The sequence below is a fragment of the Rhodococcus sp. IEGM 1381 genome, assembly GCF_030056795.1.
Taxonomy (GTDB): domain Bacteria; phylum Actinomycetota; class Actinomycetes; order Mycobacteriales; family Mycobacteriaceae; genus Rhodococcoides.
On the sequence record NZ_JASHKQ010000002.1, the window covers coordinates 36,447 to 60,572 of the forward strand.

General features: G+C 57.5%; 20 protein-coding genes and 1 pseudogene. 1 reads left to right on the plus strand and 20 read right to left on the minus strand.

Annotation, left to right across the window (positions count from 1 at the left end):
• From QM797_RS10155 to dapB, 13 genes and pseudogenes are all read right to left on the minus strand, one after another.
• The gene (locus QM797_RS10155) at positions 1-1,548 is read right to left on the minus strand and encodes a phage major capsid protein (protein WP_283275408.1); all 1,548 of its coding nucleotides are present in this window, start codon (positions 1,546-1,548) and stop codon (positions 1-3) included.
• Positions 1,538-2,704 carry a phage portal protein gene (locus tag QM797_RS10160; RefSeq protein ID WP_283275409.1) on the minus strand — a complete coding sequence of 389 codons (1,167 nt, stop codon included), beginning with the start codon at positions 2,702-2,704 and terminating at the stop codon, positions 1,538-1,540. Before QM797_RS10160 ends, QM797_RS10155 begins: the two co-directional genes overlap by 11 nt.
• Before the next feature lie 24 nt (positions 2,705-2,728).
• Positions 2,729-4,210, minus strand: coding sequence for a terminase large subunit domain-containing protein (locus QM797_RS10165; protein ID WP_283275411.1), 1,482 nt, complete (start codon positions 4,208-4,210; stop codon positions 2,729-2,731).
• On the minus strand, positions 4,210-4,548 hold the full coding sequence (locus QM797_RS10170) for a hypothetical protein (protein WP_283275412.1): 339 nt from the start codon (positions 4,546-4,548) through the stop codon (positions 4,210-4,212). The genes QM797_RS10165 and QM797_RS10170 overlap by 1 nt, the downstream gene beginning before the upstream one ends.
• 4 nt (positions 4,549-4,552) lie before the next feature.
• Positions 4,553-5,359, minus strand: coding sequence for an endonuclease domain-containing protein (locus QM797_RS26330; RefSeq protein WP_502942308.1), 807 nt, complete (start codon positions 5,357-5,359; stop codon positions 4,553-4,555).
• The gene (locus tag QM797_RS10175; protein ID WP_283275414.1) at positions 5,360-5,497 is read right to left on the minus strand and encodes a hypothetical protein; all 138 of its coding nucleotides are present in this window, start codon (positions 5,495-5,497) and stop codon (positions 5,360-5,362) included.
• Positions 5,494-5,787 (minus strand): HNH endonuclease signature motif containing protein, encoded by a 294-nt coding sequence (locus QM797_RS10180; protein WP_283275415.1) that lies wholly within the window; start codon positions 5,785-5,787, stop codon positions 5,494-5,496. Before QM797_RS10180 ends, QM797_RS10175 begins: the two co-directional genes overlap by 4 nt.
• Positions 5,788-6,694: 907 nt before the next feature.
• Complete coding sequence (locus QM797_RS10185; protein ID WP_283275417.1) at positions 6,695-8,230, minus strand: hypothetical protein; 1,536 nt, start codon at positions 8,228-8,230, stop codon at positions 6,695-6,697.
• 673 nt (positions 8,231-8,903) lie between these two features.
• Positions 8,904-10,229 carry a recombinase family protein gene (locus QM797_RS10190; RefSeq protein ID WP_283275419.1) on the minus strand — a complete coding sequence of 442 codons (1,326 nt, stop codon included), beginning with the start codon at positions 10,227-10,229 and terminating at the stop codon, positions 8,904-8,906.
• A 2-nt stretch (positions 10,230-10,231) separates the two neighbouring features.
• Positions 10,232-10,669 (minus strand): hypothetical protein, encoded by a 438-nt coding sequence (locus QM797_RS10195; protein ID WP_283275420.1) that lies wholly within the window; start codon positions 10,667-10,669, stop codon positions 10,232-10,234.
• Between the two features lie 79 nt (positions 10,670-10,748).
• A pseudogene (locus QM797_RS10200) lies at positions 10,749-10,967 on the minus strand (flavodoxin family protein); the annotation flags it as partial.
• Positions 10,968-10,973: 6 nt separating this feature from the next.
• Positions 10,974-11,393 carry a hypothetical protein gene (locus QM797_RS10205; RefSeq protein WP_283275789.1) on the minus strand — a complete coding sequence of 140 codons (420 nt, stop codon included), beginning with the start codon at positions 11,391-11,393 and terminating at the stop codon, positions 10,974-10,976.
• A gap of 50 nt (positions 11,394-11,443) precedes the next feature.
• Positions 11,444-12,202 (minus strand): 4-hydroxy-tetrahydrodipicolinate reductase, encoded by a 759-nt coding sequence (gene dapB, locus QM797_RS10210; protein ID WP_283275422.1) that lies wholly within the window; start codon positions 12,200-12,202, stop codon positions 11,444-11,446.
• Between the two features lie 94 nt (positions 12,203-12,296).
• Between dapB and QM797_RS10215 the strand changes: the two genes are divergently transcribed.
• The gene (locus QM797_RS10215; RefSeq protein ID WP_283275424.1) at positions 12,297-13,085 is read left to right on the plus strand and encodes an ABC transporter ATP-binding protein; all 789 of its coding nucleotides are present in this window, start codon (positions 12,297-12,299) and stop codon (positions 13,083-13,085) included.
• 3 nt (positions 13,086-13,088) lie between these two features.
• Here the strand turns inward: QM797_RS10215 and QM797_RS10220 are convergent, their stop codons facing one another.
• From QM797_RS10220 to QM797_RS10250, 7 genes are all read right to left on the minus strand, one after another.
• Positions 13,089-14,195, minus strand: a complete 1,107-nt coding sequence (locus tag QM797_RS10220) for an alcohol dehydrogenase catalytic domain-containing protein (RefSeq protein ID WP_283275428.1) — start codon at positions 14,193-14,195, stop codon at positions 13,089-13,091.
• An 84-nt stretch (positions 14,196-14,279) separates the two neighbouring features.
• Positions 14,280-16,958 (minus strand): MGH1-like glycoside hydrolase domain-containing protein, encoded by a 2,679-nt coding sequence (locus tag QM797_RS10225; protein WP_283275430.1) that lies wholly within the window; start codon positions 16,956-16,958, stop codon positions 14,280-14,282.
• Positions 16,959-16,982: 24 nt separating this feature from the next.
• Positions 16,983-18,899, minus strand: a complete 1,917-nt coding sequence (locus QM797_RS10230) for a putative nucleotidyltransferase substrate binding domain-containing protein (protein WP_283275433.1) — start codon at positions 18,897-18,899, stop codon at positions 16,983-16,985.
• Positions 18,889-20,436 carry a GMC family oxidoreductase gene (locus QM797_RS10235; RefSeq protein ID WP_283275434.1) on the minus strand — a complete coding sequence of 516 codons (1,548 nt, stop codon included), beginning with the start codon at positions 20,434-20,436 and terminating at the stop codon, positions 18,889-18,891. Before QM797_RS10235 ends, QM797_RS10230 begins: the two co-directional genes overlap by 11 nt.
• Positions 20,437-20,448: 12 nt before the next feature.
• Positions 20,449-21,960 (minus strand): APC family permease, encoded by a 1,512-nt coding sequence (locus QM797_RS10240; protein WP_283275435.1) that lies wholly within the window; start codon positions 21,958-21,960, stop codon positions 20,449-20,451.
• Positions 21,961-21,984: 24 nt separating this feature from the next.
• Complete coding sequence (locus QM797_RS10245; protein ID WP_502942321.1) at positions 21,985-23,475, minus strand: aldehyde dehydrogenase family protein; 1,491 nt, start codon at positions 23,473-23,475, stop codon at positions 21,985-21,987.
• An 86-nt stretch (positions 23,476-23,561) separates the two neighbouring features.
• Positions 23,562-24,077, minus strand: coding sequence for a DinB family protein (locus QM797_RS10250; RefSeq protein WP_283275437.1), 516 nt, complete (start codon positions 24,075-24,077; stop codon positions 23,562-23,564).
• Between the last annotated feature and the right edge of the window lie 49 nt (positions 24,078-24,126).

The window sequence follows — 24,126 nt, forward strand, 5'->3', positions numbered from 1 at the left end:
TCAGCTCGCGTCTACAATCTTTGTGATGCCCTTAGCGTCGTTCACTGCAACCGCAAAGTAGCCGTAAAGGCTGAAATCCTTTGTGAGGTTGATGATGTTCTCATCTTGCAATGCAACTGGCGCACCTGGTGACTCGTAAGATGTAAGAGCCTGAGCTGATGCAACAACGATTGTTCCTGCTGCCAGATTCTTTCCTACAACCAATGGTGTGTTATCGATTACACCCGCGAGGCGTCCTGCTGGGATTGAACCGAATGAGTTCACACCATCGCCATTGAGAACGAACAATGGACGGCCTGTTGTATCCACGAGAAGTGACAGCTTCTTGTGAACGTCACGGCTGACCAAAATCACGTCGGCCTGTAGACCCTTGGAGTTGTCATCGATAGCTGCTTTCGCATCGATCACCGCTTCGAGGTACATCGCTGCTGTCTTCGCTGAGTTTGTCGCTCCTGCAAGCTCTACAGAGTTGACTCCTGCTGCACCGGCCAACGCTGCCTGTACTGCGGATTCGGTTGAGTTTCCGTAAGAGATAGCCTGGAAACGTAGAACTGATTCAAGGTAGGCAACGTCTGAGCGCTCGATAGCCTGACGGCTCAATGAGCTGTAGCCACCATGAGTAACTACGGGAGCTGTCGCTGTGTCGATTACTAGCTCTAGGTAAGGCAGATCGGCACCTTCTGCTGACTGAACGCCAACGGCACCTGTTTCAGTCTTTACATATGGATACTCGATTGAGTTTCCTGTGCCTGGCAATGGTGCTGACGCAAAGAGATTCTTTACGATGCGCTGCTTTTCTACGAGCTTGAGAGTCTGATTAACCCAAGCTGGACGAATAGCATCCGCATCTACAGTTGTCGCGCCTGTGAAAGCACGTACCTGAATCTTTGCTTCATCTGCGCCTGTAGCTAGAGCCTTGAGAAAGTCTCCACCTGAGCGGTATTCTTTTACTGCTGATGAGTCATTTGACTCACGTGTCTCGAGGACACTCATTTTGCGATCTAGTTCGGATACGGTCTCTCTAAGCTCCGTAACATCGCTAGAAAGCTTGTCATTGATTTCTGACATATCTTCTTCATCATCTACTTTCTTGTTATTTTCGCGTACTTCTAAAAGAGCCGCACCCGCATAAACGGGTAATTCCGCAAGAGAAATCTCCTGCAAATCTATTTTTGTTCTTACTAAAACTCCGTCTTCGTCTCTGTGCTCCAATGGCACGAAACCGACAGAGAAACCTTTGATTCTGCCTGCTGCAATATCAGATAGGACTTTGTCACCCTTGGCGTTCTTGTGAATCTTCGCCACAACCTTGAGACCTTTGGAATCAGAAGTAGATTCCTTGATGTAGCCGATAGCTAGACCATTGTCCTGATGATCGTGACGGTAGTAAACCGGTCCTTCGCTGTGATCTGCGATTGAACCGAACTCGAAACGCTCTTTGTATCCCCCGGCGCGAACCTCTGCTACCTGGTCATACGGAACCGCAATTCCGATGACTTCGCGCTGTTCTGCTCTGAGTTCAATACCTGATAGTTCTCTAATCTCCATTTTCGTTTGGTTGTTCCTTATTTTTATCGTCCTGCTCCACCGGCGCTACGGCCAAAGGTGGTAATCCTCGTGTTGCTCTAATCTCGTTAGCGGTAACTGTGCCGTTCTCGATGTCGATCTTTTCTGCTTCACGCTGAGCTTTTGGATCGAGTCTCAAAAGGTCTTCTTCTTTGAACTTGACCGTACGACGACCCGGCAATAGGTCTGAGAAATGATCTTCGATTTCATCCAAGAATCTGTTGAGTGTTCCCTGCAAGAATCGAGTATTAGCCTGCTGTAAGTTCTGGTAAGTTGTGCTGCTTTGCGTCTGAGCTTCCATTGCCTCTGCTGGGACACCCAACAAGCGACATAGCTGCAAGTTCACCTCATGCAATACTTCGATGAAGTTGGTTGCATTGGGATCGAGATTGATCGACTTGTAATCGAGACCAGACGGTAATACCGCTAGTTGCTGATGGTCCTTCAAGAATTTGATGAAACCGTCTGCCGCATCCTGCATATCATCGATGTTGATGTGATCTTTGGTCGTCAACAGACCTCGTGGAGTAATGCCGATGTTGAAGAACTGTTCGATGTAGTCCTGCAACATGAGAGCAAATCTGAAGACTCCTGGTGCGGCCTGAATGGCTCCCATACCTCTGAGCTGTCCCGGCACTCTGTTGAGCTTGAGATGCCTAATAGAGTCACGTCTGATCTGCGACTGACCGATGAAGTACACAATGACGCCGTTACGCTTCTCGACTGTCACTGCTTCGGGATCGATGATTTCCAAAGCTGTAGCTTCATTGCGAGCATTTCGAGTCACACGCCAGAATGCTTCACCATGAAGAACCATCGACGAGACAGTCTCCTGAATGAACGCTTTGCGAGACTGGAAAGGATCGGGCTTGTTGATGAGCGGCAAGTTATCTTGCTTCTCATTGTCCACGAATGTCTCTAGATCAAGCTCTGAAACCAATGTCGATAGATACTGCATCGATCTGAAAACAATGTCGATGCGAACCAATTCGCTTGGCTTATGTAACAATGTATTACTTCGGGCAGGAGGAATTATCCCGGTTAGCGGACTATCTCCACCGGCAGAACCTTCTGAACCTTCTCGTATTTCTAATGGCGTTAGTGTTTCAAACCCAAATAGTTTAGCTAAATATCCCATATCGTTACAGTAATTATACCATATTTACGCACTAATTGTTTGAAGTTTCTCTCTGTTTCTGCTATCTGCATAATGCACGGCCATAGCCATTGATTTGATTGAATCGATATCAGAAGGAGAATCTTTGGTGCTTATTTTGTACCCGTCCCCCGACGCAACGGTAAGAGCTACCGCACGTTGCTTAACCATCACCGGATCATTCTTGTGGACCAAACGATTGGTAGCTGCGAGTGAAAAGGTTACTGATGTAGCTTGTGCGAGCTGTTGAACGTTGTAGAACTCAACGGGAAGGTGGTACTTCTCCCTGAGATTTACTCGTAGCTCTTTGAGAGTGATCGCATCCATCACAAAGATGCCTCTGTGACTGCGGTAGAGCTGTCTACAGATCTCTGTGAGCTTGTCCGTGGTCGGATTTTTTATGGTTGCAACGACCTCGGTACAGATCTTCCCGTCGACCATGTTGGCCGCAACGATGCTTGCGAAGTCCCAGTGCTCCGTACGGTCAATGGCGAACACTGCTCCCCTACGAGCATCCGCCGGCACTCCTTGACCAGCGGATTTGGTCCACATCGCCAATGGGAGGAACAGATTCTCTGCCTGACCGTGACGACCCAAGATGTAACGGGTGTACTCATGGTCCGGAATCGATGCTGTCTCTTCGAGCACCTGCTCGAACGGGATGCGTCCACACTCAACGGCAGGATTCGCGGCTGAAATCATCTCTCGGCTACGTAGCGGGTACTCCCCGTCCATCGTCTCCGGGGCGTAGTAGCGAAAGAAACCGAAACGCTCGTGAAGTCCCTGCATAGCTCCGGTGCCGTATGCCTCAAGCTGATGCAAGAGCGTAGACAGCTCGTCACCTGCTGATGTGATGCCCACCAGGATCGAATCCGGCTGAGCCTGTAGACCGATCTTCATGTTCGTATAGACCTGAGGGTCCAAGAGGTGCACTTCGTCCACCACAACGGCAATGGACGCTGGCGCTGAGAACGGGATCGATTGCAGATTCTTCGGCTGTACGGTCGCGTAAGCCTTGAGTTCGGCCATGATCGCGTTGTCCCTAGGACGCAACGTTCGCTGTTGCCTGTTGACCGTGTGACGCTTCGACAGGGCCTCGACCTGGTGAATCGGCATCACAACGCGGTCGAACAAGATGGTTGCCTGCTGAACCGAGCTCGCTACGCATCCCATCTTCACCACATGGCCTCGTTTGGCTGACTTGAGGTACCCCAGGAACATCAAGGCACCCAGAACGGTTGTCTTGCCCACCTGGCGGGGTACTTCGATGAGCACACCTTCGCGGTATCGCAGCTTCCCTCGTAGACGCTCATCGGCATGATCTGGTGGGTAGGTTTCGAGGACAGAGCGCATCAACCAGATTTGCCAAGGGTCCAACGATTGCCCCGGCAACATGTAGAAGCGATTGACTCGCTCGATGTCCGACTCTGTAAGTGCGCTGGTGAAGTTGGCGCTAAGCGGTTTGGTGTACTCGGCAGGCAAAAGCACTAGATGAAATCCCCTAGTGCTTCGACATCGGGGTCGACCTGCTCGGCAAGCTCTGCTGCGATTTTCGCGTCATGCTGGCGCTGGCGCTCATCCAAAATCATCTTCTGAAGCGCTGTGAAGCTCATGCGCCACTCGTTGATGACAGTTCCGCTGGTCTGACGGTTACCCTCTGCTTTTCCATCCAAGGTTGCTGCGATATGGATGAGCTGAGTGATCAACGGCAGACAATCATCATCGATGAAGTCTTTGTTCTTCTCTACGTACTTATCTACGCTTGATTCGTAGCTATATTCGCTCAAGCGATTCAATCTGTTTTCGTTTACATCTTTCTTCGGCATTAACTCAATTCAATTCCTTTCTGTTGCTTCTGTGTGCGCTCGAATGCGCCTGTTTGCGTCTGCGCTCATGCATGATCCATGCATAATATGCAGTGCCCATGAATGGTTTCTGCTGTTCATTCATTACCGTTTGTAACCTTTGGCGTAAAGGCCGACGAAAAGTAGAGATGCTCCTCTGTGGGGTCGTGGCGTCTCCTCGGAAAAACGCACCCCTATACATCGATGCATGGTTATTCATTGGCCTGCATGAAGCTGATGTGTCCATTCGTTTCCATGCATGGCCATTCATTGCACCCGTGCGCCTGTACTGAATGGCATACGACATAAGTCCAACGATTCGATCTGTTGATTCATGCATGAGACCTAGAGACGTATTGCATTCACTGCACAGCAATCCTCTTACACAATCCCCGCATGAGTACGCTGAGCTACAGCAATCGTGATCGTGATCTATGTTCAATGTCCCAACCTCTGACTCCGGTCTATTGCACGCATAACATCGGCTATCGCTATTCGAGTAGAGCGAACGGTAACGCTCAAGATCGATATTGTATCGACGTAAGCGTTTGTTGATCTTCTCCATCTCTCTACGTTCTTCTGACCATTGAGCACGCTGCATCTGCTTAGCTATGCGCTTGTTCTCACGCTTCTGTTCAATTGTCAGTAGTTCTCGTGTAGATTTTGTGTATCGGTTCAAGCTGTAATCACGATGACAGTCCTTGCACCAGTAGGACAATCCATCTTTGCTGTTGCCCTTGTGAAAGCTATCCAATCCTTTCGTCCCTTTGCATTTTGTACACTGCTTCATCATCTATTCCGGCTCTACCCTTTCTCTCAATGTATTTAATCTATCTTCTAACTCTTCCAACAAAGCTTTAATCTCGTTGGCTCTATCTTTGTTTCTTTCTATCTTCCCCGCCAAATTGGCTAAATCATCGTCCATCTTCATTGCTTCATCTTCTCTGCGATGTAATCAGGGGGAAACCAGTCTGGGTTGTACCAGGTATTTCTTGTCTCCCCCGCTTCTCTGGCACCTTTAGAGAAGTTGTGCTTGGCACACATTGCAACAAGGTTGTCTTCATCCCAAAACAGCTCGGGATACTTCGATGAGGGTCGAACATGATCGACCGTAGTCGCGGGGGTATCACAACCATCGATTGCACACTCATAGCTGTCACGTATGAGAATCTTCTTTGCTAATCGAGACCACTTCGCTGAATGGATACGCTTATCGCTCATGCGTGCACCACACTAAATGTGCCGATCAAGCCTGCTCTGATGCTCACGTTTATCTTGACGCTATGTCTCTGCTGTAGCTGTTTGATTAGACCGATGAGTTCAAGCTCTATCTCTTCATCCCCCGCCGAAACGTGAAACGATGCTCTGGCCGTCGACCTGCCGCGATTCAAGTTGTTCTGACTCTTACAGCATTCTTTGCATCGAGCCTGACGACCATCGTGGTTCTTGTTGCCGATGTAGAAGTCATCCAATGGCTTAGCTTCTTTGCACCTTGAGCACGTCTTCATTCCTCGATCACCCACTGCATGAGCCACAATCTTTTAGCCGCGCATGAGCAATCATCGAGCCTATGGACTTTGCAACTGAACTTCTCAACCTTGACATAGTTCATTGCTGACCACGCTTACGGGCACGATAAGCCTTCATGTACTCCGCACGTCTGCGTCTGTATTCTGCATCGGTGGAGTATCTGGCGTTAGCCTTGTCTTTGATCTTCTGAGCGTTACGCAGGTAATAGTCCCTGTTGTACTCATGCACGCAATCTAGGCAGTATGGGAAACGTCCATCTGCCAAATCCTTACGGATACTGAAATCTTCATCGAGCTTTGTTTCTCTACACTTACCGCACTTCTTCATTACTTATCCATAATACCATTTTTGAAGATATATTTCTTTTGCTGCGCATAGAAATGACCCCCTGCCGGGCTAAACCAATAAGAGCGGCAGGGGGTCTGGATTTGATTACTTGAGGTAGGCAATACCGTAATCAGATTGAATCATTATGGGAAGTGATTCACCATAATTGTATCACTTTATGAAGGTGCCCCGCTAAGATGAAGGGTTATCCTAGCGGGGCGATGGAACCAACAACAATCATTGAAATGTTAGAAACCTAAGTATAGCAAATCTACCAGTCTAATTCTTTCGCTTCTCTATGACATTTCTGAATGAAGTCTTCGAGGCTCAATCCATCCCCGCCATTGTCATAGAACCATCTGGTGTACTCGCGTCTGTCTCTGTCGGATATTTCATTAGTTGCGGTGCTAATCACCGTGGTTGCTGTCCTAGGCTCCGCAGTTGTCGTGTTAAGCACCTCGACCGGATTTGATCGAACCGGCTCAGGCCAAGCATTACGCTCGTCATTGATCTTCATCAGATACTCGTCGTGATCGAGCACCTTGTTAATTGGCTGGCGCTCCCAACTCAGTTGATAGTTGAAGGGATTCTTATGGCTGCTCCCCGGTTTGTACCCGTTTTCTTTCGGAACAATTATGCCCTTGACCAGATGAAGTGACTTCATAATCGCGTTCACGTTCGGCTGTTTCAATCCAAGCTGCTCAGCGACATAGAGCTGTGAGATGGACGGAGCTAGATCGTTCTGCTCAATCGCTGCTGTCATGATGAACTCGATGACCTGCTGCTGCGCCTGGCCTAGGCCCTTGAGCTGATCGACTCTTTCTCTCCATCCCATGCAGTAATCGATGATCTGAATGTACATTCCCAGGTCCACATACTGTTTTGCAGACTCTAATTCTTCTTCTACTTCACTTTCTGTCAATCCCCCCGCCATAGCTGCCGCCTTTAATTCTCCTGTTTCGATCTGCAATGAGACGAACTGACAACTGTAATGCCAAAACATATCTTTTCTCCTACCTTCCTTTGCACCTTTCATGCTGCTGATTCTGTTCTTTTTGATCCAATCGACCTTCACGTCGAACCCGAGACTGTGGGCACGCTCCAACGCTGACTCTGCCTGCGTCGTGTTTAACACGACGCACGATGCCTCATCTACTGCTGTTTCATATACATTCTTACCTACATTCTTACCAATATTCTTACCATCTATTCTTAACGGTAAGGTAGAAGGAGAAGACTTGATGCAAGGTTTCAAATCAAGATGATTGCGTGAAGCTATCTCCTCAATGGTAAAGACGATCTTGTTGCTCAGTACTTCTCGTGGTGAAACTTCCGAGTAGAAGTAGCAAAGGCATTTGTCCGCAAGAATGTCATAACCCTTAGTTTGTCCTCTGTAATATCCCCCGCGATTCTCGAACCAGATGTGATGTCCATTGCTTCGAGCTGTCTTCACGTTGGCGTTCTGCATTGTCTCAGGATCGATGATCGGTGCATCATCGAAGTCAACGGCCCCGAAACCCGACTCTTGGCCGCATATGACCGCTAGAGCTGCAAACCCGTTCATTAGATAGTTGTTCTCAATGTGCTTCTGATAGTCAACAAAGTATCCATCATCGGATGACCAGCTCACCAAAGGTTTCTTCTGCCACTTCCCCGGTTCAGTCTGAGTCTCTGTTCCCGGCACGATCCAACCACCATTGATAAGATGCTTTGCCTTTTGCTCTCCAAATACTTCAATCGCAATACGCTTGAGTTTTGTTCCATCAATCAGTTCAAAGTTGTCTAACGTTTTTTCTAATGTATTCATGTAGTCCTTCTTTCTTTCATATAGAGAAACCCCCGCGACTAGGACCAGTAGTCACGGGGGCATGATATTCTCTATATCTAAAGAAAGTTTAGTTCGTGCATCCTCTCGCCGCTGGTCCCGGTGGTTGAAGCTCTGTTATCAGTATAGCAAAAATGCACGCGGGATTTCTGTCGCTCCCCGCGCTTAGGCGTCCATTCGGTGCCTATACCCCTTCAACGCTCGAATGCTGCTGAGTGTTCCCGATTTGCCGAATAAATTTGCTTATCTCCTGAGCCGCTGACATGCAGAAACGGTCTCAGATTTATTGTGCCGATCGAGCCTAGCTGAGGTATGCGCCTGATGCTGTTCTTGGCTTAGCGTCGATCTGAGCGCCTGCCCCACATTTGGGTAATGGCTGATCTTTCTCCATAAAGATTCCAACCGATAGCCTGGCTGTTTCATCCATTCTTTCTTTGATGCTCAGAGCCTTTATCAATTCTTTGGTGCGCTAGACGCATCTGCTCGCCTGCTGCGCTACGCTCAAGGGGAAGACACGGCCTTTGTGCCGGGGCACGAAGATAGTGAGAGCTAATGACCATTGACAGAATCAAAAGAACAATTCATTCAGAACATCTTGGATCGCATTGAATACACAGAAGAACTCAGCGCAAAAGTTCAACAACTTCTCAGCTGATCAATCGAACTTCAATTGGTCATGACTGAACCTGACACCTTTACGTGACTGCTTGACCCCTATTGCCGGAAAGAATTTGCGGATGATTTCACGCTGCACATCGATGTCATCCATATCAAGGAACTTCTGTGGATCTGTGGTGGGTAACTTTGTCGTAGCTGCCGCCTTGACCAAAGATTCTTTTTTCTTCTTCAAAATCTGATACTGCTTGATGTATTCGGCCATAGGAATGATTTGCTCTGCTCTTGCATTGCTCAGAGAATCTATGTCCGCATTGATCGCATCCAATTCGCTGGTGTCCCGTTCAGGCTCCACCTTCGGTAACCGTGCAATAGCTTTGGCTGTCAGTTCCAATACAAATGCATCGACTTTTGCTGCATTTCGGCTCAAACGGCCGCAACCGCCTTGATTGACCGTACAACGATACGACGGGAACGCTGTCTTACCGCCTACCATCCTAGTGTTGCACAATGTGCAGTACAAAATACCGCTCAGAAGATATTTGCGGTTGTGGTCACGGTTTTGCGCGGGATAAGAAGTGAGCTTTTCCACCAAAGCCTGATGAGTACTCAAATCCAATATCTTCGGCCATTGTCCATCTGCAACAACTTCGCCATTGAACACCCGCAAACCAGCATAGGCAGGATTGCGCAAGATTCGTTTGACTTGTTGTGTCATCCACTTGGCACCGTTGAGGCTAGGAATATTTGTCTCGTTCAAAGATCGAGCTATCGAATGAATCGACTTACCTGCAAGATAATCCTTGGCCATTTTTTTGATGACCTTGGCTTCTGCTGCATCGATCTTTGTTCGGTGCTTGTCCTCATAGCCGTAGAGACGATATCTACCACCTAGGACACGACCAGATTGTGCTGCTTGTGTTTTCTGAGCTTTGACACGTTCGGCAATCACGCCACGTTCGTATTGTGCAAGTTCTGCTCTGATTCCCGCCATGAGCTGACCATCGGGGGTATCGAGAGTGATTACACCCTCCTGCTCGGTATGCAATCGAACGCCATGTTTGCGCAGAAGCTCGTAAAAGAGTTGCAGAGCGATACGGTCCCGGCTCAAACGATCCGTTTTCCAGACCATGACCACATCGATACCGTTGTCCGATACAGCCGTTTTCAGAGCCTCGAACTGTGGACGCACCACACCCGCTTTACCGCTCAGATCGTTGTCTACGAACACATCGACAACGTCGTAACCCTGAGCTGCTGCGAGCTTTCTGCACAACGATTCCTGCCGATCCACACCCAGAGTGTCCGCGTCATCCTCATCGGTCCTCCGGGCCTTGCTGATACGGCAGTAGATAGCCGCCTTCATCGCTACTGATCTTTCTTCTTCGGAACCTGGCGGTCTGACACCTGAGGCTTACGAACAAAACCGTCCACAACGTTGTTATCCTGGTCAACGATGTCCGTGTAGGTATCACCGGTAGTCGGGTCCGTGATTTCGGTTAGCTGCTCTGCGTTGTGCTCGATCGGTTCACGCTTGCCCAACAGGTCCGCGAAGTCAGGAAAATGTTCGGCAAATTCGGTCTCTTGTGATGTTGCAGGCTTGAACACAAGGACGGTGCTCTGAGTCTGCTCGCTGGAACGGTCCTCGATGGTGACCATCAAATATCCGTGGTCAACCTGTTTGTAAGAGACAGTTGACCCACCACCTGCGGCGTAGACCAGAAGTTCCAACGCTTGAGCCTCTGTGATGATGTCGCGGCCCCAGAACGTCGGGGCAGAGGTTGTGGTGGTCACGTAGACGGGCATGTTGGCACTCCCTAGTTCGGATGCCCACGTTTTCGCAGGTCATCACGTTGGTCAATGTATGTTTTGATTGACCATACTAGTGCTTGAGCGCCCCGCTCATGTATCCGAAATTGGCAGGCGTGCCGAAGAGGAAACCGTCGGCATCGAGCACATCCGGGACTGTCGCGCCGAGAGCAGGCACACTGCGCACGTCCACCCCGGTGATCTCGGGATCACGCGCACCGGCGAGAACGGCCTCGAGCAACTCGCGAGTGAGCGGGCTCGGAGTGTGATGAACGACCAGCAGAGTACGCGCCATCGACCGTCAGCTCTCTGCGCGTTCCAGTTCCACCGCGCGTTTCATGGTCTCGCGCGCTCGCCCACGATCGCCCGCATAGTCGTATGCCCGCGCAAGCCGGTACGAGCTTCGCCAGTTGTCCGGATCCTTTTCCCACTCGGCCTTGATCTGCTGGAACAGCTCGTCGGCGGCATCGCGCTCGATCCGACCCGACGGCATCCGCGGAAGGTCGTCGACGTCGAGTTCGAGGCCTTCCTCCCGCATGCGTGACGCCAGCCGCTGATGGTCGAAGCCCGCTTTGAGCGTCGCCCACACGATCCACAATCCGACGATCGGCAGGAGGATGACCCCGATCCCCAGAGCGATACTGGCTACCCCGCCGTTCTGGATCAGGGTCACTCCGCGCTGGCCCAGCAGAAAGAAGTAAAAGCCGAGGATCAGCACCATCACCGCGATGATGGCGACGACTTTGGTCGCTTTGTTCACAGTCGATCAGCTCACAGATCCAGTAGCGGGTCGAGACCGACGGTCAGCCCCGGTCGGGCCACGATCTCTCGGACTCCGAGGAGCACGCCCGGAGCGAACGACGTCCGGTCCAGCGAGTCGTGTCGGATACTCAGCGTCTCGCCCTGCGTTCCCAGCAGAACCTCCTGATGCGCAACGAGTCCCGCGAGCCTGATCGAATGCACACGCACCCCCTCGACGTCTGCACCACGTGCACCGTCCAGTTCTGTCGTCGTCGCATCGGGGCTGGGCGCAGTGCCTGCGGCGGCACGCGCTTCGGCGATCAGCGCGGCAGTGCGATACGCCGTGCCCGACGGCGCGTCGGCCTTGTTGGGGTGATGCAGTTCGATCACCTCGACGGAATCGAAGAACCGAGCGGCCTGCTGAGCGAAGCGCATCGACAACACTGCACCGATGGCGAAGTTGGGGGCGATCAACACTCCCGTTTCCGGGGACCCGGCCAGCCATTCGCGGACTTGTTCGAGCCGCGGCTCGTCGAAACCGGTGGTGCCGACAACGGCGTGGATGCCGTGCTCGATCAGGAACTGCAGGTTGTCCATCACCACATCGGGATGGGTGAAATCCACGACCACCTGGGCACCGCTGTCGACCAGATTCGCCAGCGGATCGCCTTGGTCGACGGTTGCCACGAGCTCGAGGTCGTCGGCTGCCTCGACGGCGGCGCAGATCGCCTGCCCGACCTTGCCTCGCGATCCCAGTACCCCTACTCGAACTGGTGCCGTTGCACTCACGTCGTACCCACACTCGTTTCTTCGTCGTCTCGAGGCCCTACCGACCTCAGAGCCTACTTTCCCCGTGGTCCGCACCGGCAGCTACGGTCGTCCGGTGACGTCCACTGTTCTGTTCGCCGACCGAGTCGATCTGGTGCGCGGGGGCCGATACCTGCTCAGCGACGCCACGATGAGGGTCGACGAGGGCGAGCATTGGGTGTTGCTCGGAGCAAACGGTGCCGGTAAGAGCACCCTGCTGAGCTTGCTGGGTGCCGTCGTCCATCCCACCCACGGTGCCGTGCACGTTCTGGGTCATCGCCTTGGCCGGGTGGACATGCGGGAATTGCGCACGCACATCGGCCACGTCGATCCAAGGCTGAGGATCGACGCTCCGCTGACGTTGTTTCAGGTGGTGCTGACCGGGCTGACGAACACGCCCGACCTGATTCCCCGGTGGTCGGCCACCGAGAACGAGGTCGCACGCGCTCACCGGCTGATCGAGTCCCTCGGGGTCACCCATCGTGCCGATGCGTCGTGGCACACGCTCTCGCAGGGAGAACGTGGCAGAGCGCTCATCGCGCGCGCTCTGCTTCCCGATCCTGCGGTGTTGCTGCTCGACGAGCCCGCCACCGGACTCGATCTCGCTGCCCGCGAACAACTCCTGAGTGCGCTCGACTCGCTGCGGGCCGAGCACCCGAACCTGGCCAGCATTCTGGTGACGCATCACCTCGAGGAAATTCCGGCCTCGACCACGCACGCGCTCTTGGTCCGCAACGGAAGAGTACTGAAGCAAGGTGCTGTCGACACTGTGCTGACCACCGACAACATCAGTGTCTGTTTCGATCATCCCATCGAGATCTCGAAGCAGCGCGGCCGTTGGGTGGCCACGGCGTCGCACGGCTGATGCTCAGTCGAAGACGATGACCTGACGGATCGCGTGACCGTCGGCCAATTCGTCCATGCCGCGGTTGATCTCGTCCAACGTGATACGCGAGGAGATCAGCTTCTCGACGGGGAGCCGACCCTCGCGCCACATCTGGGCGTAGGTCGGAATATCACGCGCCGGGACGGCCGAGCCCAGGTAGCTGCCGATGATCGTGCGCGCTTCCGCCACCAAGCCCAAGGGCGAGATGGACGACCGTGCGTCGGGCGCGGGAAGTCCGACGGTAATGGTCTTACCACCGGGAGCGGTTGCCGCGACCGCAGTCTCGAAGGCGCGGGCGTTACCTGCGGCCTCGATCACGATGTCGGCCTTGATGCCTTTCTCTGCAAGCTCGGCGGGTGAGTAGACCTGTGTCGCACCGAGATCGGTCGCGGTGGAAAGCTTGTCCGGGACGCCGTCGACACCGATCACCTCACCGGCACCGACCGATACCGCCGTCAGGACCGCCGCCATGCCTACTCCGCCGAGGCCGACCACCATCACCGACTGCCCGGGCTTCGGAGTTCCTGCGTTGAGCACTGCCCCGCCGCCGGTCAGTACCGCACACCCGAGGACGGCCGCAATATCGGCTGGGATGTCGTCATCTACCGGCACCACCGACTTTCGGCTGACAACAGCGTGTGTCGCAAATCCGGAGACTCCGAGGTGATGCTTGATCTCGGCACCGTCGCGGTGCAATTTGATGCCTCCGCCGAGCAACGTGCCGGCGTTGTTCGACGCGCTACCCACGACGCAGGGCATCTGGCCGTCGGTGGCGCACCCGGCGCAGTCACCGCAGCGAGGCAGGAAGGTCATGACGACGCGGGTTCCGACCGTGATGTCGTCGACGCCGGCGCCGACTTCCTCGACGCGGCCTGCAGCTTCGTGGCCGAGCAGCATCGGAACCGGTCGAACACGATTGCCGTCGACTACCGACAGATCAGAGTGACACAGCCCCGCCGCTTCGATTCTGATGAGCAGTTCGCCCTCACCCGGCGAGCCGAGTTCGAGGTCGGAGATCGTGATGGGATGTGAGTCCGCGAAGGGACGAGATCGGCCGATTTCTTCGAGTACTGCGCCGCGAATCTTCATCCCGCAAGACTATGCGGCTGCGCCGCAGTGGTGTGAAAAAGTGCGGCGGAGCGCACATAATCGCACCACTGCGGCGGAGCCGCATTACAGCGGCAGACGTGGCCTGAGCAGGTGCGCAACCAGCGCAGTCCACCCTGTTTGGTGGGTGGCACCGAGTCCCTCTCCGGTGTCCCCGTCGAAGTACTCGTTGAAGCTGGGGTGCTCGCTCCACAGCGGGTCGGCACTGGATTCGATGCGATTGCCGTCCGCCGGCCTCTTCCCGTCCACCGGCCGGAACAGGCCGGCGAGACCGTTGTCGATCAGATCCGCCGCGTCCGTGAGGGTGCGGTGGTTGCCCGAGCCCGTGGGGATCTCGATGGTGAACGAGTCGCCGTAGTACCGACCGTAGGCGCGAAGCTTGTCGGCCAGCAGCACGTTGACGGGGAACCACACCGGACCGCGCCAATTGGAATTGCCGCCGAACATTCCGGTGCGCGACTCCCCCGGTTCGTACTCGATGGACAGGCTGCGGCCGTCGACGTCGAAGGTGACCGGTTCGCGGTACGAGGCCGAGAGCGATCGAATCCCGAACTGCGACAGGAACTCCTCGGAATCGAACATGCGCGCAAGTATTCTCTTGAGCCGCTCGGGCTGGACGAGCGTAAGCAGCATCCGTACCTCGCCGCCCTCACGCCGCGCCAGCAGCGGACTGACCATCTCAGGTCGCCGACGCTGGATCCACCGCAGGCGAGCAGTCAGATCGGGACATTCCTCCGCTACCCACGGCGGAATCTCGGTGGCACCGAGGATGGGCAGCAGACCCACCATGGACCGAACGCGCATCGGTACCGCGTCGCCCTCGGGTTGGACGAGGACGTCGTAGAAGAACCCGTCCTCTTCGTGCCACAGCGAAATATGCTGGGAGCCGAACGAATTGACTGCCTTGGCGATGGAGAGGAAGTGCGAGAAGAACTTGGTTGCGACGTCGTCCCAGGCGCTGTCGTGCCGCGCGAGTTCGAGCGCGATCTTGAACATCTGCTGGCAGTAGAACGCCATCCAACTCGTGGCGTCGGACTGCTCGAGACGGAAACCGGGGGGCAGCGGTGCGGATCGGTTGAACAAGCCGATGTTGTCCATGCCGAGAAACCCACCCTCGAAGATGTTCGAGCCCTCGGAGTCCTTGCGGTTGACCCACCAGGCGAAGTTCAGCAGAAGCTTGGTGAACACCCGAACCAGAAATTCGCGGTCTCGGTAGCCGTCGATCCGGTAGACGTGCCACGCAGCCCAGGCATGCACGGGTGGATTGACGTCGCCGAACTCCCATTCGTACGCCGGGAGTTGGCCGTTGGGGTGCATGGCCCATTCTCGGCACATCAGAACCAACTGTTCCTTGGCGAAATCGGCGTCCACGTGCGCCAACGGAATCGCATGAAAGGCCAAGTCCCAAGCCGCGAACCAGGGGTACTCCCACTCGTCGGGCATCGAAATCACATCGGCCAACGCGAGGTGCCGCCAGTGCGCATTACGACCACGCGGGTCCTGCCTCGACTCCGGTGCCGGCGCCCCCACCTTGTCGCCTTCGATCCACTCTTCGACGTCGTACCGGTAGAGCTGCTTCGTCCACAACAGTCCGGCGTAGGCGCGCCGTGCCACGTGCCGATCGGTGTCGGTGAGCTCCGCACCGATCACCGCGCCGTAGAACTCGTCCGCCTCCACCCGACGATCAACGTTGACCGCGTCGAATCCGGTCCCGAACGTCTGCTCGTCCGGCCGGTTGGGCGACAGCCGCAGTTTCACCGATTCCGTTGCACCGGGCGCGATGTCGTCGAACCGATACCAGAATGCAGCCTTCGTTCCGGTCTGCTCGGGGTTGACGGCATCGACGTCGCCGTCGACGACTCGCCGCCCGATTCCATCCTTGGGATAGGCCGAGAGATTCTCCTGTCCCCACAGCGCTTCGGCGTTGGTTTCGTTGTCGCAGAACAGAACTGCGGGCGAACCCTCCGCACTCAGGTAGTAGCGACCGAGAAATCCGTGGTCGACGGTGATGGCCGCGAGGCCGCCGGCCAGCAGGTCCGGAGGGGTCAACCGATCCAGGACACCGCCGCGGTCGTCGCGTCCCCACGACCACGTGTTACGCAACCACAGGTGCGGCAGCAGATCTACCGACGCAGACTCTGGGCCGTTGTTGGTGATGGAAATGGTGATGCAGATGTCGTCGGGTGAGGCCTTCGCGTACGTGACCTGCACGTCGAAGAACCGGTTCTCCTCGAGGATGCCGGTGTCGGCCAACTCGTACTCGCGGTCGTCACGACCGCGTCGTGAATTCTCTTCTCGCAGGAGGGCATAGGGATACTCCGCATGCGGATAGCGGTAGAGCCACTGCATCCAACTGTGCGTCGGTGTTCCGTCGACCGCCCAGAAGTACTCCTTGACGTCTTCGCCGTGATTGCCCTCCTCGTTGGCCAGACCGAACAGCCGCTCCTTGAGAATGGGGTCTTTGCGATTCCACAGCGCGAACGAAAAATTGAGGAACCCGAAGCGATCACAGATACCGCCGATGCCGTCCTCACCCCAGCGGTAGGCCCGCTTGTGCGCCTGATCGAACGGGAACGACGCCCACGCGTTTCCGTCCTCCGAGTAGTCTTCGCGCACCGTGCCCCACTGCCGTCCTGCCAGGTACGGACCCCACTGACGCCACGGGCCGCTGACGCCGGGTGATTCCGCCAACCGAGAGTGCTCGACGGTCGACGGGGTAGGAACGCTCACGGGATTGGTGGTCACGGCACACAGTCTGGTCGTTGGCGGTCAGCGATGCACGCCGACATTGGCAGCGAGGTAGCCGACCCGGCGTTGCACCGCGGCGATCTCTCGGACTCCGTCGGTGAGCAGACTGCGCTCCAGGGGTGACAGGTCGGCCATGACCAGCACGTCACCGGGCCGGTGGCCGGCGGTGATCTGATCGATCTGATGCGCCAGCCGTAAGCGTTGAAGCAGGGCGAACACTTCGGTGAGTGCCGCGACATCTTCGTCGGAAAGCATTCCGTTGCCCGACGCTGCCGCGAGCCGCGCCGGGGTGGAGGCGGAGGCCATGCCGACCGAGAGCCCACCCCAGCGAGCGAGGTTGACGATGGGGGTCAAAGCGTGAGCTTTGAGGTCGAACGTGCCGCCGCGCCGGGCCAGCACGTCTCGCAGCGAGCGCAGCCGGGCCCGGCCCGCCAACGCGTCACGCAGCTGCAACCGCAATGCGTCCGGGTGATCGACCAGGAGTCGGCGATAGGCCTCGGGAACGGTGTTCAGCTTCCTCGGCCCCCAGACCACCCTGCCGTCGATCATCAACGACGACATGATCAGCCCAGAATCCCCAGCCGGATTGCCCCGTTCGCCGAAGGGGTTGCTGAGCCAGTGGGCCGCGGCACTCTCCCACTGCCCGGCCGAGCGTGCGAATCTCGGCGAGCTCGCAACCGCACCGTTGGTGTCCGACGGCAGCCCGGCACCGTCGAGGCTCACGTGCACGCGAGCTGCCAAGTCCATCAGCGCTTCGTCGCGGGTTCTCGGCACCGATCTCGATCGCGTGTTCAGTTCGGGGTCGGCTGTGGCGTCCGACCAGCTCAGTGCACTGTCGACGTCGGAGGACGGCATTGCTTCTCTACGCGCAACACTGCCCAGGGTGATCCAGGCGAAGTTGTGTCGAGGTACTTCGGGTCGCGCCGCCCATTCGATCTCCACGGCTCGGCGAACGAGGCTGTCGACCACGACGGACAGGATTGCGCTCACCGCCACGGCGTCGGTCCCACCCCGGAACAGGTCCGCTACCAATCCCGGAACGAGCCTTCCCGCGTCGGCGAGTTCGGCCGATGTCGCTGCCGAGGTCACCGCACGACGAACCACGAAGCTGCGACGGGTCGACACGGCATGCAGATCGGAGTCCTCGACGACGCCGAGGACCTCGCCTCGGCTGGACAATACGGGCATGTGCCGCAGCCCCAGCTCGAGCATGTCCATCAGGACGGTGCCGGCCGACCGGTCCGCGGTGACCGTCTCGGCGGGCGACGTCATGACGTGCTCTACCGGGGTGTCGACGCCGATTCCTGCGGCAACCACGCGCACTCTGAGGTCACGGTCGGTGAATATTCCGTAGCGCGAACCGCGAAGCGGAACCAGGACGTACGAGCTGCCCTGCTCGGTCATGTGCCGAACTGCGTCTCGGACGGAGGTGCCGACGGATGTGAACACCGGTGGTGCCGACAGCAGTTCGCCGACGGCACGGCCGGCACTACCCTCGGCCGCCCCACCGCGATGGGTCGTGGCCGAGGTGACGGCGTCGGCCAGAAACGCCAGCCCGGTGGGCGTTGCGAACAGCGGTCGAATCAGCTCCCCGGGCAACCGAAGGACGGTACTCGGCTCGGTGGCGCGCGCACAGAATTCGACCGTCCCACCGGCGAGCAACGCCGAGAAACCGAAGACCCCGCCCGGACCGATGGTGTCGATCGGTACGTCGGCGGGCGAGGTGTCGTCGGGGTGCACTATCACCACCCGACCGGTACGCACCACCCATACGGTGTCGGCGACGTCGGGCTTCGACGTCGGGTCCACAACCCATGCGCCACCGGCACAGTCGAGTTCGACGGCTGCTGCGGCGATATCGACCAGTACGGCCGGTGACGCGCCCTGGAACGGTGGGTGCGCACCGAGGAACTCGGTAAGCGCCGGTCTATCCGCCACGGATCAGGTCGGCGCATTTCTCCGCCATGGTCATCACCGTGATGTTGGGATTGACGTACGGCAACTTCGGCATCGCCGACGCGTCGACGACGCGCAAACGCGAGATTCCCTTGACGCGAAGCTCGGGATCGAGGACGGCCATGGCGTCGTCCACCGATCCCATCCGGGCAGTGCCTGCCGGGTGATAGACCGTGTTGTGCGTCTTGTGCACGTAGTCGAGCAGGTCGTCGTCGGTGACGGCCTCGGGCCCGGGGGCGAGTTCGCGTTCGATCCATCCCGAGAGTGGACCGTCTGCGGCAATAGAACGCGCCAGCTTCAGACCGGCCAGCATCACCGCGTCGTCGTGGCCGTCCGGGTCGGTGAAATAGCGCGGATCCACCTTGGCGCGATCACGAAAGTCCCTGCTGCGCAATCGAACCGTGCCGCGCGAGCGCCCCTGGGTCACGTTGGGCGTCAAACAGAAGCCGTTGTCGGTGGTCGGATAGCCCCAACGGAGGGTGTTCATGTCGAACGGAACACTGCCGTAATGCATCATGATGTCGGGATAGTTCAGTGACGAGTCGGTCTGCGCAAACACCCCGATCTCCCACCACTGCGACGACGTGGTGACCATCGGCTTGCTCGCCTCCCAGAACACCAGTCCTTCGACGTGGTCGTCGAGGTTCTCGCCCACTCCGGGTGAATCGACCCGAACTGTGATCCCCATCTCCTGCAACTGTGCCGCCGGTCCGATTCCGGAGAGCATCAACAACTTCGGAGTGTCGATGGCACCGGCGGTGACGATCACCTCGCGGCGCGCCGAGACGGTGTCGTAGCCGGTCAGGTCGGGGCGTTGGTACCGCACACCCGTCGCGGTCAGTGACTCGTCGATCAGAATTTCGCTGATCCAGCAGTCGGTGCGCACCGCGAGGTTGGGCCGCGATCCGATGATCGGGTGCAGGTAAGCATGGGAGGTCGACATACGTGAGCCATCCTCACCCGCATTGATCTGGAACCAGCCGGCACCGTTGAGTACAGGTGTTCCGCGGTTGAATGCGACTGTGGGAAGACCTATCCCGGCGGCCGATTCGAGCACTGCCGCACCGCAAGGATCGTTCGGCGGCACATCGCGGATCCGCACGGGGCCGTCGTGTCCACGGCCGGTGTCGTTGTTCTCCACGCGCGCGACGAACGGCAGGATGTCCGACGCGCCCCACCCCGTCGCGCCGGCGGCCGCCCAATCGTCGAGGGTTTCCGCAGGCGGGTGAAAGGCGATGCAGGAGTTGTGCGAGGAGCAGCCACCGAGCACTTTTGCCCGCGCGTGCCGCATGAAGCTGTTGCCGCGCTCCTGCGGTTCGACGGGATAGTCCCAGTCGTAGCCGGAGTCGAGCAGATGCATCCACTCCGCCAGTTCGAGAATTGCCTTGTCGCCGACGTCGGTTGGCCCGGCTTCGACGAGGCAGACACTGACGGAGGGGTCCTCGCTCAGCCGCGCAGCGAGGACACACCCCGCCGTCCCGCCACCTGCGACGACGTAATCGAACTGGGTGTCTGTCACTGCACGCTCCTTCTAGTCGCCCGTGGAGGCATGTGATTTCAGAGTGCCGATGTGCTTGCGTCCCTTGACTGCGTACCACAGCAGGCCTACGCCCAGGATGCCACCGATGTAGACGAACGCACCGAACGTGTTGTACCAGGGGGTTCCGTACACGGCCTCGCGCGGCCACGCGAGGTTGATCGCCATCCCTGCGCCCCACACCACTGCCGCGATGTTGACCGGCAGGCCCCACCTGCCCATCGTGAAGTACCCGCCGGGCTTCAGATCTGCCGGCGGCCACTCGCCCTTCACTCGTTTGACCAACAGCGGCCCGGTGACCATCAGATACGCGAGGTAGATCATGATGATCGCGATCGAGGTGAGGACCGTGAAGATCTGCGGCTGACCGATGTTGACGACGAGAATGACGATGGCCAGCACGCCGATGGTCACCGCGGGCACCACCGGGGTCTGGGTCTTCGGATTCACCTTGGCCAGACTCTCCCCGAAGGGCAACGCGTTGTCTCGCGCCATGGCGAACGTGAGCCGGATCGCCGCGGTGTGCACCGCCAGTGAGCAGACGAAGACCGCAATGACGATGCAGATGAGGAAGACGGTGCCCAGCGGGCCCCACATCACCGATTCGACGATGGACTGCAGGCTGCCGTCGGGGCTGCCGAGGGAAGGATCGTTCAGGTCCGGCGCGGCCATGACGGCGAACACCAGGATGGCTCCGCCGATGACGAACGAGGCGAGGATGGCGCGAAAGATCGCTTTGGGGGCGGTGCGCCGAGGTTCGACGGTTTCCTCCCCGAGCGAACTCGCGGTGTCGAATCCGTACATGACGTAACCCGACGCCAGCGACGCGACCAGGAAGGCACCGAGGTAGCCGCCGCTCTCACCGGCACCGTAGCCGTTGGAGGAGAAAAACACCTCGGGCCCCCGAGTGATGTTGGCCGCGAGCAGGATCGCGATGAGAACAGCCGCAACGAGTTCGATGAACACACCCGCACTGTTGATCATTGCCATCAGTCGAACGCCCAGCGCGTTGATCAAGGTGGTGATGGCGATCAGAATGGCACCGAGCAGTACTGCGTTGGCCGCGAAGTCAGTGGCACCCGAGCCGTCACCGATGATCTGAAATCCGCTCCAGATGCGCGGCAAATTCAGCTGCAGAGCCAGGGCAACGGCGGCCAGTGTCACGATCGATGCCGTGAGCATCAACCAGCCCGCCGACCAACCGACGATCCTGCGGCCCAACAGCTTCGACCAGTTGTACACCGATCCCGCCACCGGATACTTCGCGGCCAACTCCATGAAGCACAGTGCCACGCAGAGCTGACCGACGAAGACCGCAGGCCACGACCACAGGTACGCCGGCCCGGCGGTGCCGAAACCGAAGTAGAACAGCTGGAACGTGCCGGTGAGAATCGAGATGTAGCTGACGCCTGCGGCGAAGCTGGCGAATTTGCCGAGACTGCGGTCGAGCGATTCCTTGTAGCCGAAATCGTCCATCCCGCTCGAGTTGTCGTTCAGTAATGCCATGCCTGTGGCCTTTCCCATCGTGCTCTATCGGGTACCGAACCACCCCGCCGCTGTAGGTGAGGTGTTGTGCCAAATATGCTTCGCTTCTTGATATTCGGACATACCGGACGGACCGAGTTCGCGGCCGTTCCCGGACTGCTTGAAGCCGCCCCATTCTGCGGCCGCCGTGTAGACACCGAAGTCGTTGAGCCACACCGTTCCATGGCGAAGCCCACGCACCATTCTTTCGCCTCGTGCGGCGTCGGAGGTACGAACTCCCGCGGCGAGACCGTAATTCGTATCGTTGCCCAGCAGCAGCGCTTCGGCCTCGGTGTCGAAGCGCTCCACAGTGAGTATGGGCCCGAATGTCTCCTCCTGCACGATATTCATGGACCGATTGCAATGATCGAAAATCGTAGGGAGGAAATAGCTGCCCTTCTCCAGAGCAGCATCGTCCGGTTTCGTTCCGCCGACAACCAGCGTCGCGCCCTCGTCGATGCCGCCCGCGACGAAGCCTTCGATCTTCTCGCGCTGCGCCTGCGACACCAGCGGTCCGGTCTCGCTGGCCGGGTCCATACCCGGCCCCATCACGATGGTCTTCGCGCGCTCTGCCACAGCGGCCACGAACCGGTCGGCCACGGATTCCTCGATGATCAGTCGTGTACCAGCCGAACACACCTGACCTGAATGCAGAAACACTCCCGTCAGCACGTTGTCGACCGAGTCGGCGAACGACTGCTCGTCGGCCACCGCGTCGGCGAACACGATGTGCGGATTCTTGCCGCCGAGTTCGACGGCTACCTTGGTGACGTTCTCGGCCGCAGCGGCCAGGATATGCCTGCCTGTCGCCAGCCCACCGGTAAAGGAAATGAAATCGACGTCACGGTTTCTGGTGAGCGCATCTCCGAGGACTGCGCCGCTGCCCTGCAGCAGATTCACCACACCCTCAGGTACACCTGCTTCCTCGACCAGCTTGGTGAATGCGATGGTGCTCAGCGGGGTCACTTCGCTCGGTTTGAGTACCATCGTGCAACCGGCCGCAAGCGCCGGGGCGATCTTCCACGAGATCTGCAGCAGCGGGTAGTTCCACGGTGCGATCATGACGCACACACCGATCGGCTCGTGTACTACGCGGCTGAGAATTTCGGGCCGGTCGACATCGATCAGTCGATCTGCTTGAACCACAGCGAGATCGGCATAGAAGCGGAACACCGACGTGACGTCGTCGATGTCGATCTCACTCTCGCCGAACGTCTTGCCGGTATCGAGGGTCTCGATGTGCGCCAACTTCGCCTTGTCCCGTTGGAGCAAGTCTGCGATGCGATTGAGCAGATCACTGCGCTCACCCACCGTCACCGAGCGCCACGGCCCATCGTCGAACGCCGACCGCGCCGCTGCCACCGCGCGCAAAGCGTCGTCGGGCGTGGCCTCGTCCACGACGGCCACCGTGCTGCCGTCGGACGGATCGACGATGTCGCGGGTCCCACCGTCACCGGACCCCTGCCACTGCCCGTCGACGAACAACGACGGCCGCAGTGAGGTCGGATCGAATCCTGCATCGGAGTCGGTCACTCGACACCTTCTTCCGTGTGGGGGCCTGTTGGTGTGTCTACGGTATGCCCTCAGCGGCCGGTGACTCCATCGATCTGTTCGCGGATGATGTCCGCGTGCCCGTTGTGCCGCGCATATTCGCCGATCATGTGCACGTAGACCATCCTCAGTGACATCGGCCCGCCTCGAAAATCGACCGGATCCTCGAACGAGTGTTGGGCAGCGACCACGTCCGAGGCCGCGCACTCGGCAGCGAATCGCGCGAAGTCCGACTCGGCACTCGATGCCGTCGCTCCCAGGAAGTCGAAGTCCTTTCCCAACGCGGCGTCGTACATCGGCTGGAACGACATCGAAGCCAGCCGCTCTCGAAACCAGATGCGTTCGACCTTCGCGAGGTGACGGACGAGTCCGAGGAGGGAGAGCGTCGAGTGCGAGGAGGGGCGGCGCGCAAGCTGTTCGGCATCTGCACCGGCGCAGATGTTCATCAACGTAGCTCGATGCCAGCGCAGCACTCCTTCGAGAATCGGTCTGTCGTCACCGACGAGCGGACCGTCGACGGGATCGGGCGTGGGTGCTGTGAAGCTCATGCTGCGATTGTCGAGCATGGAGTGAATTCAGCCGAACGACCCGCCCGAA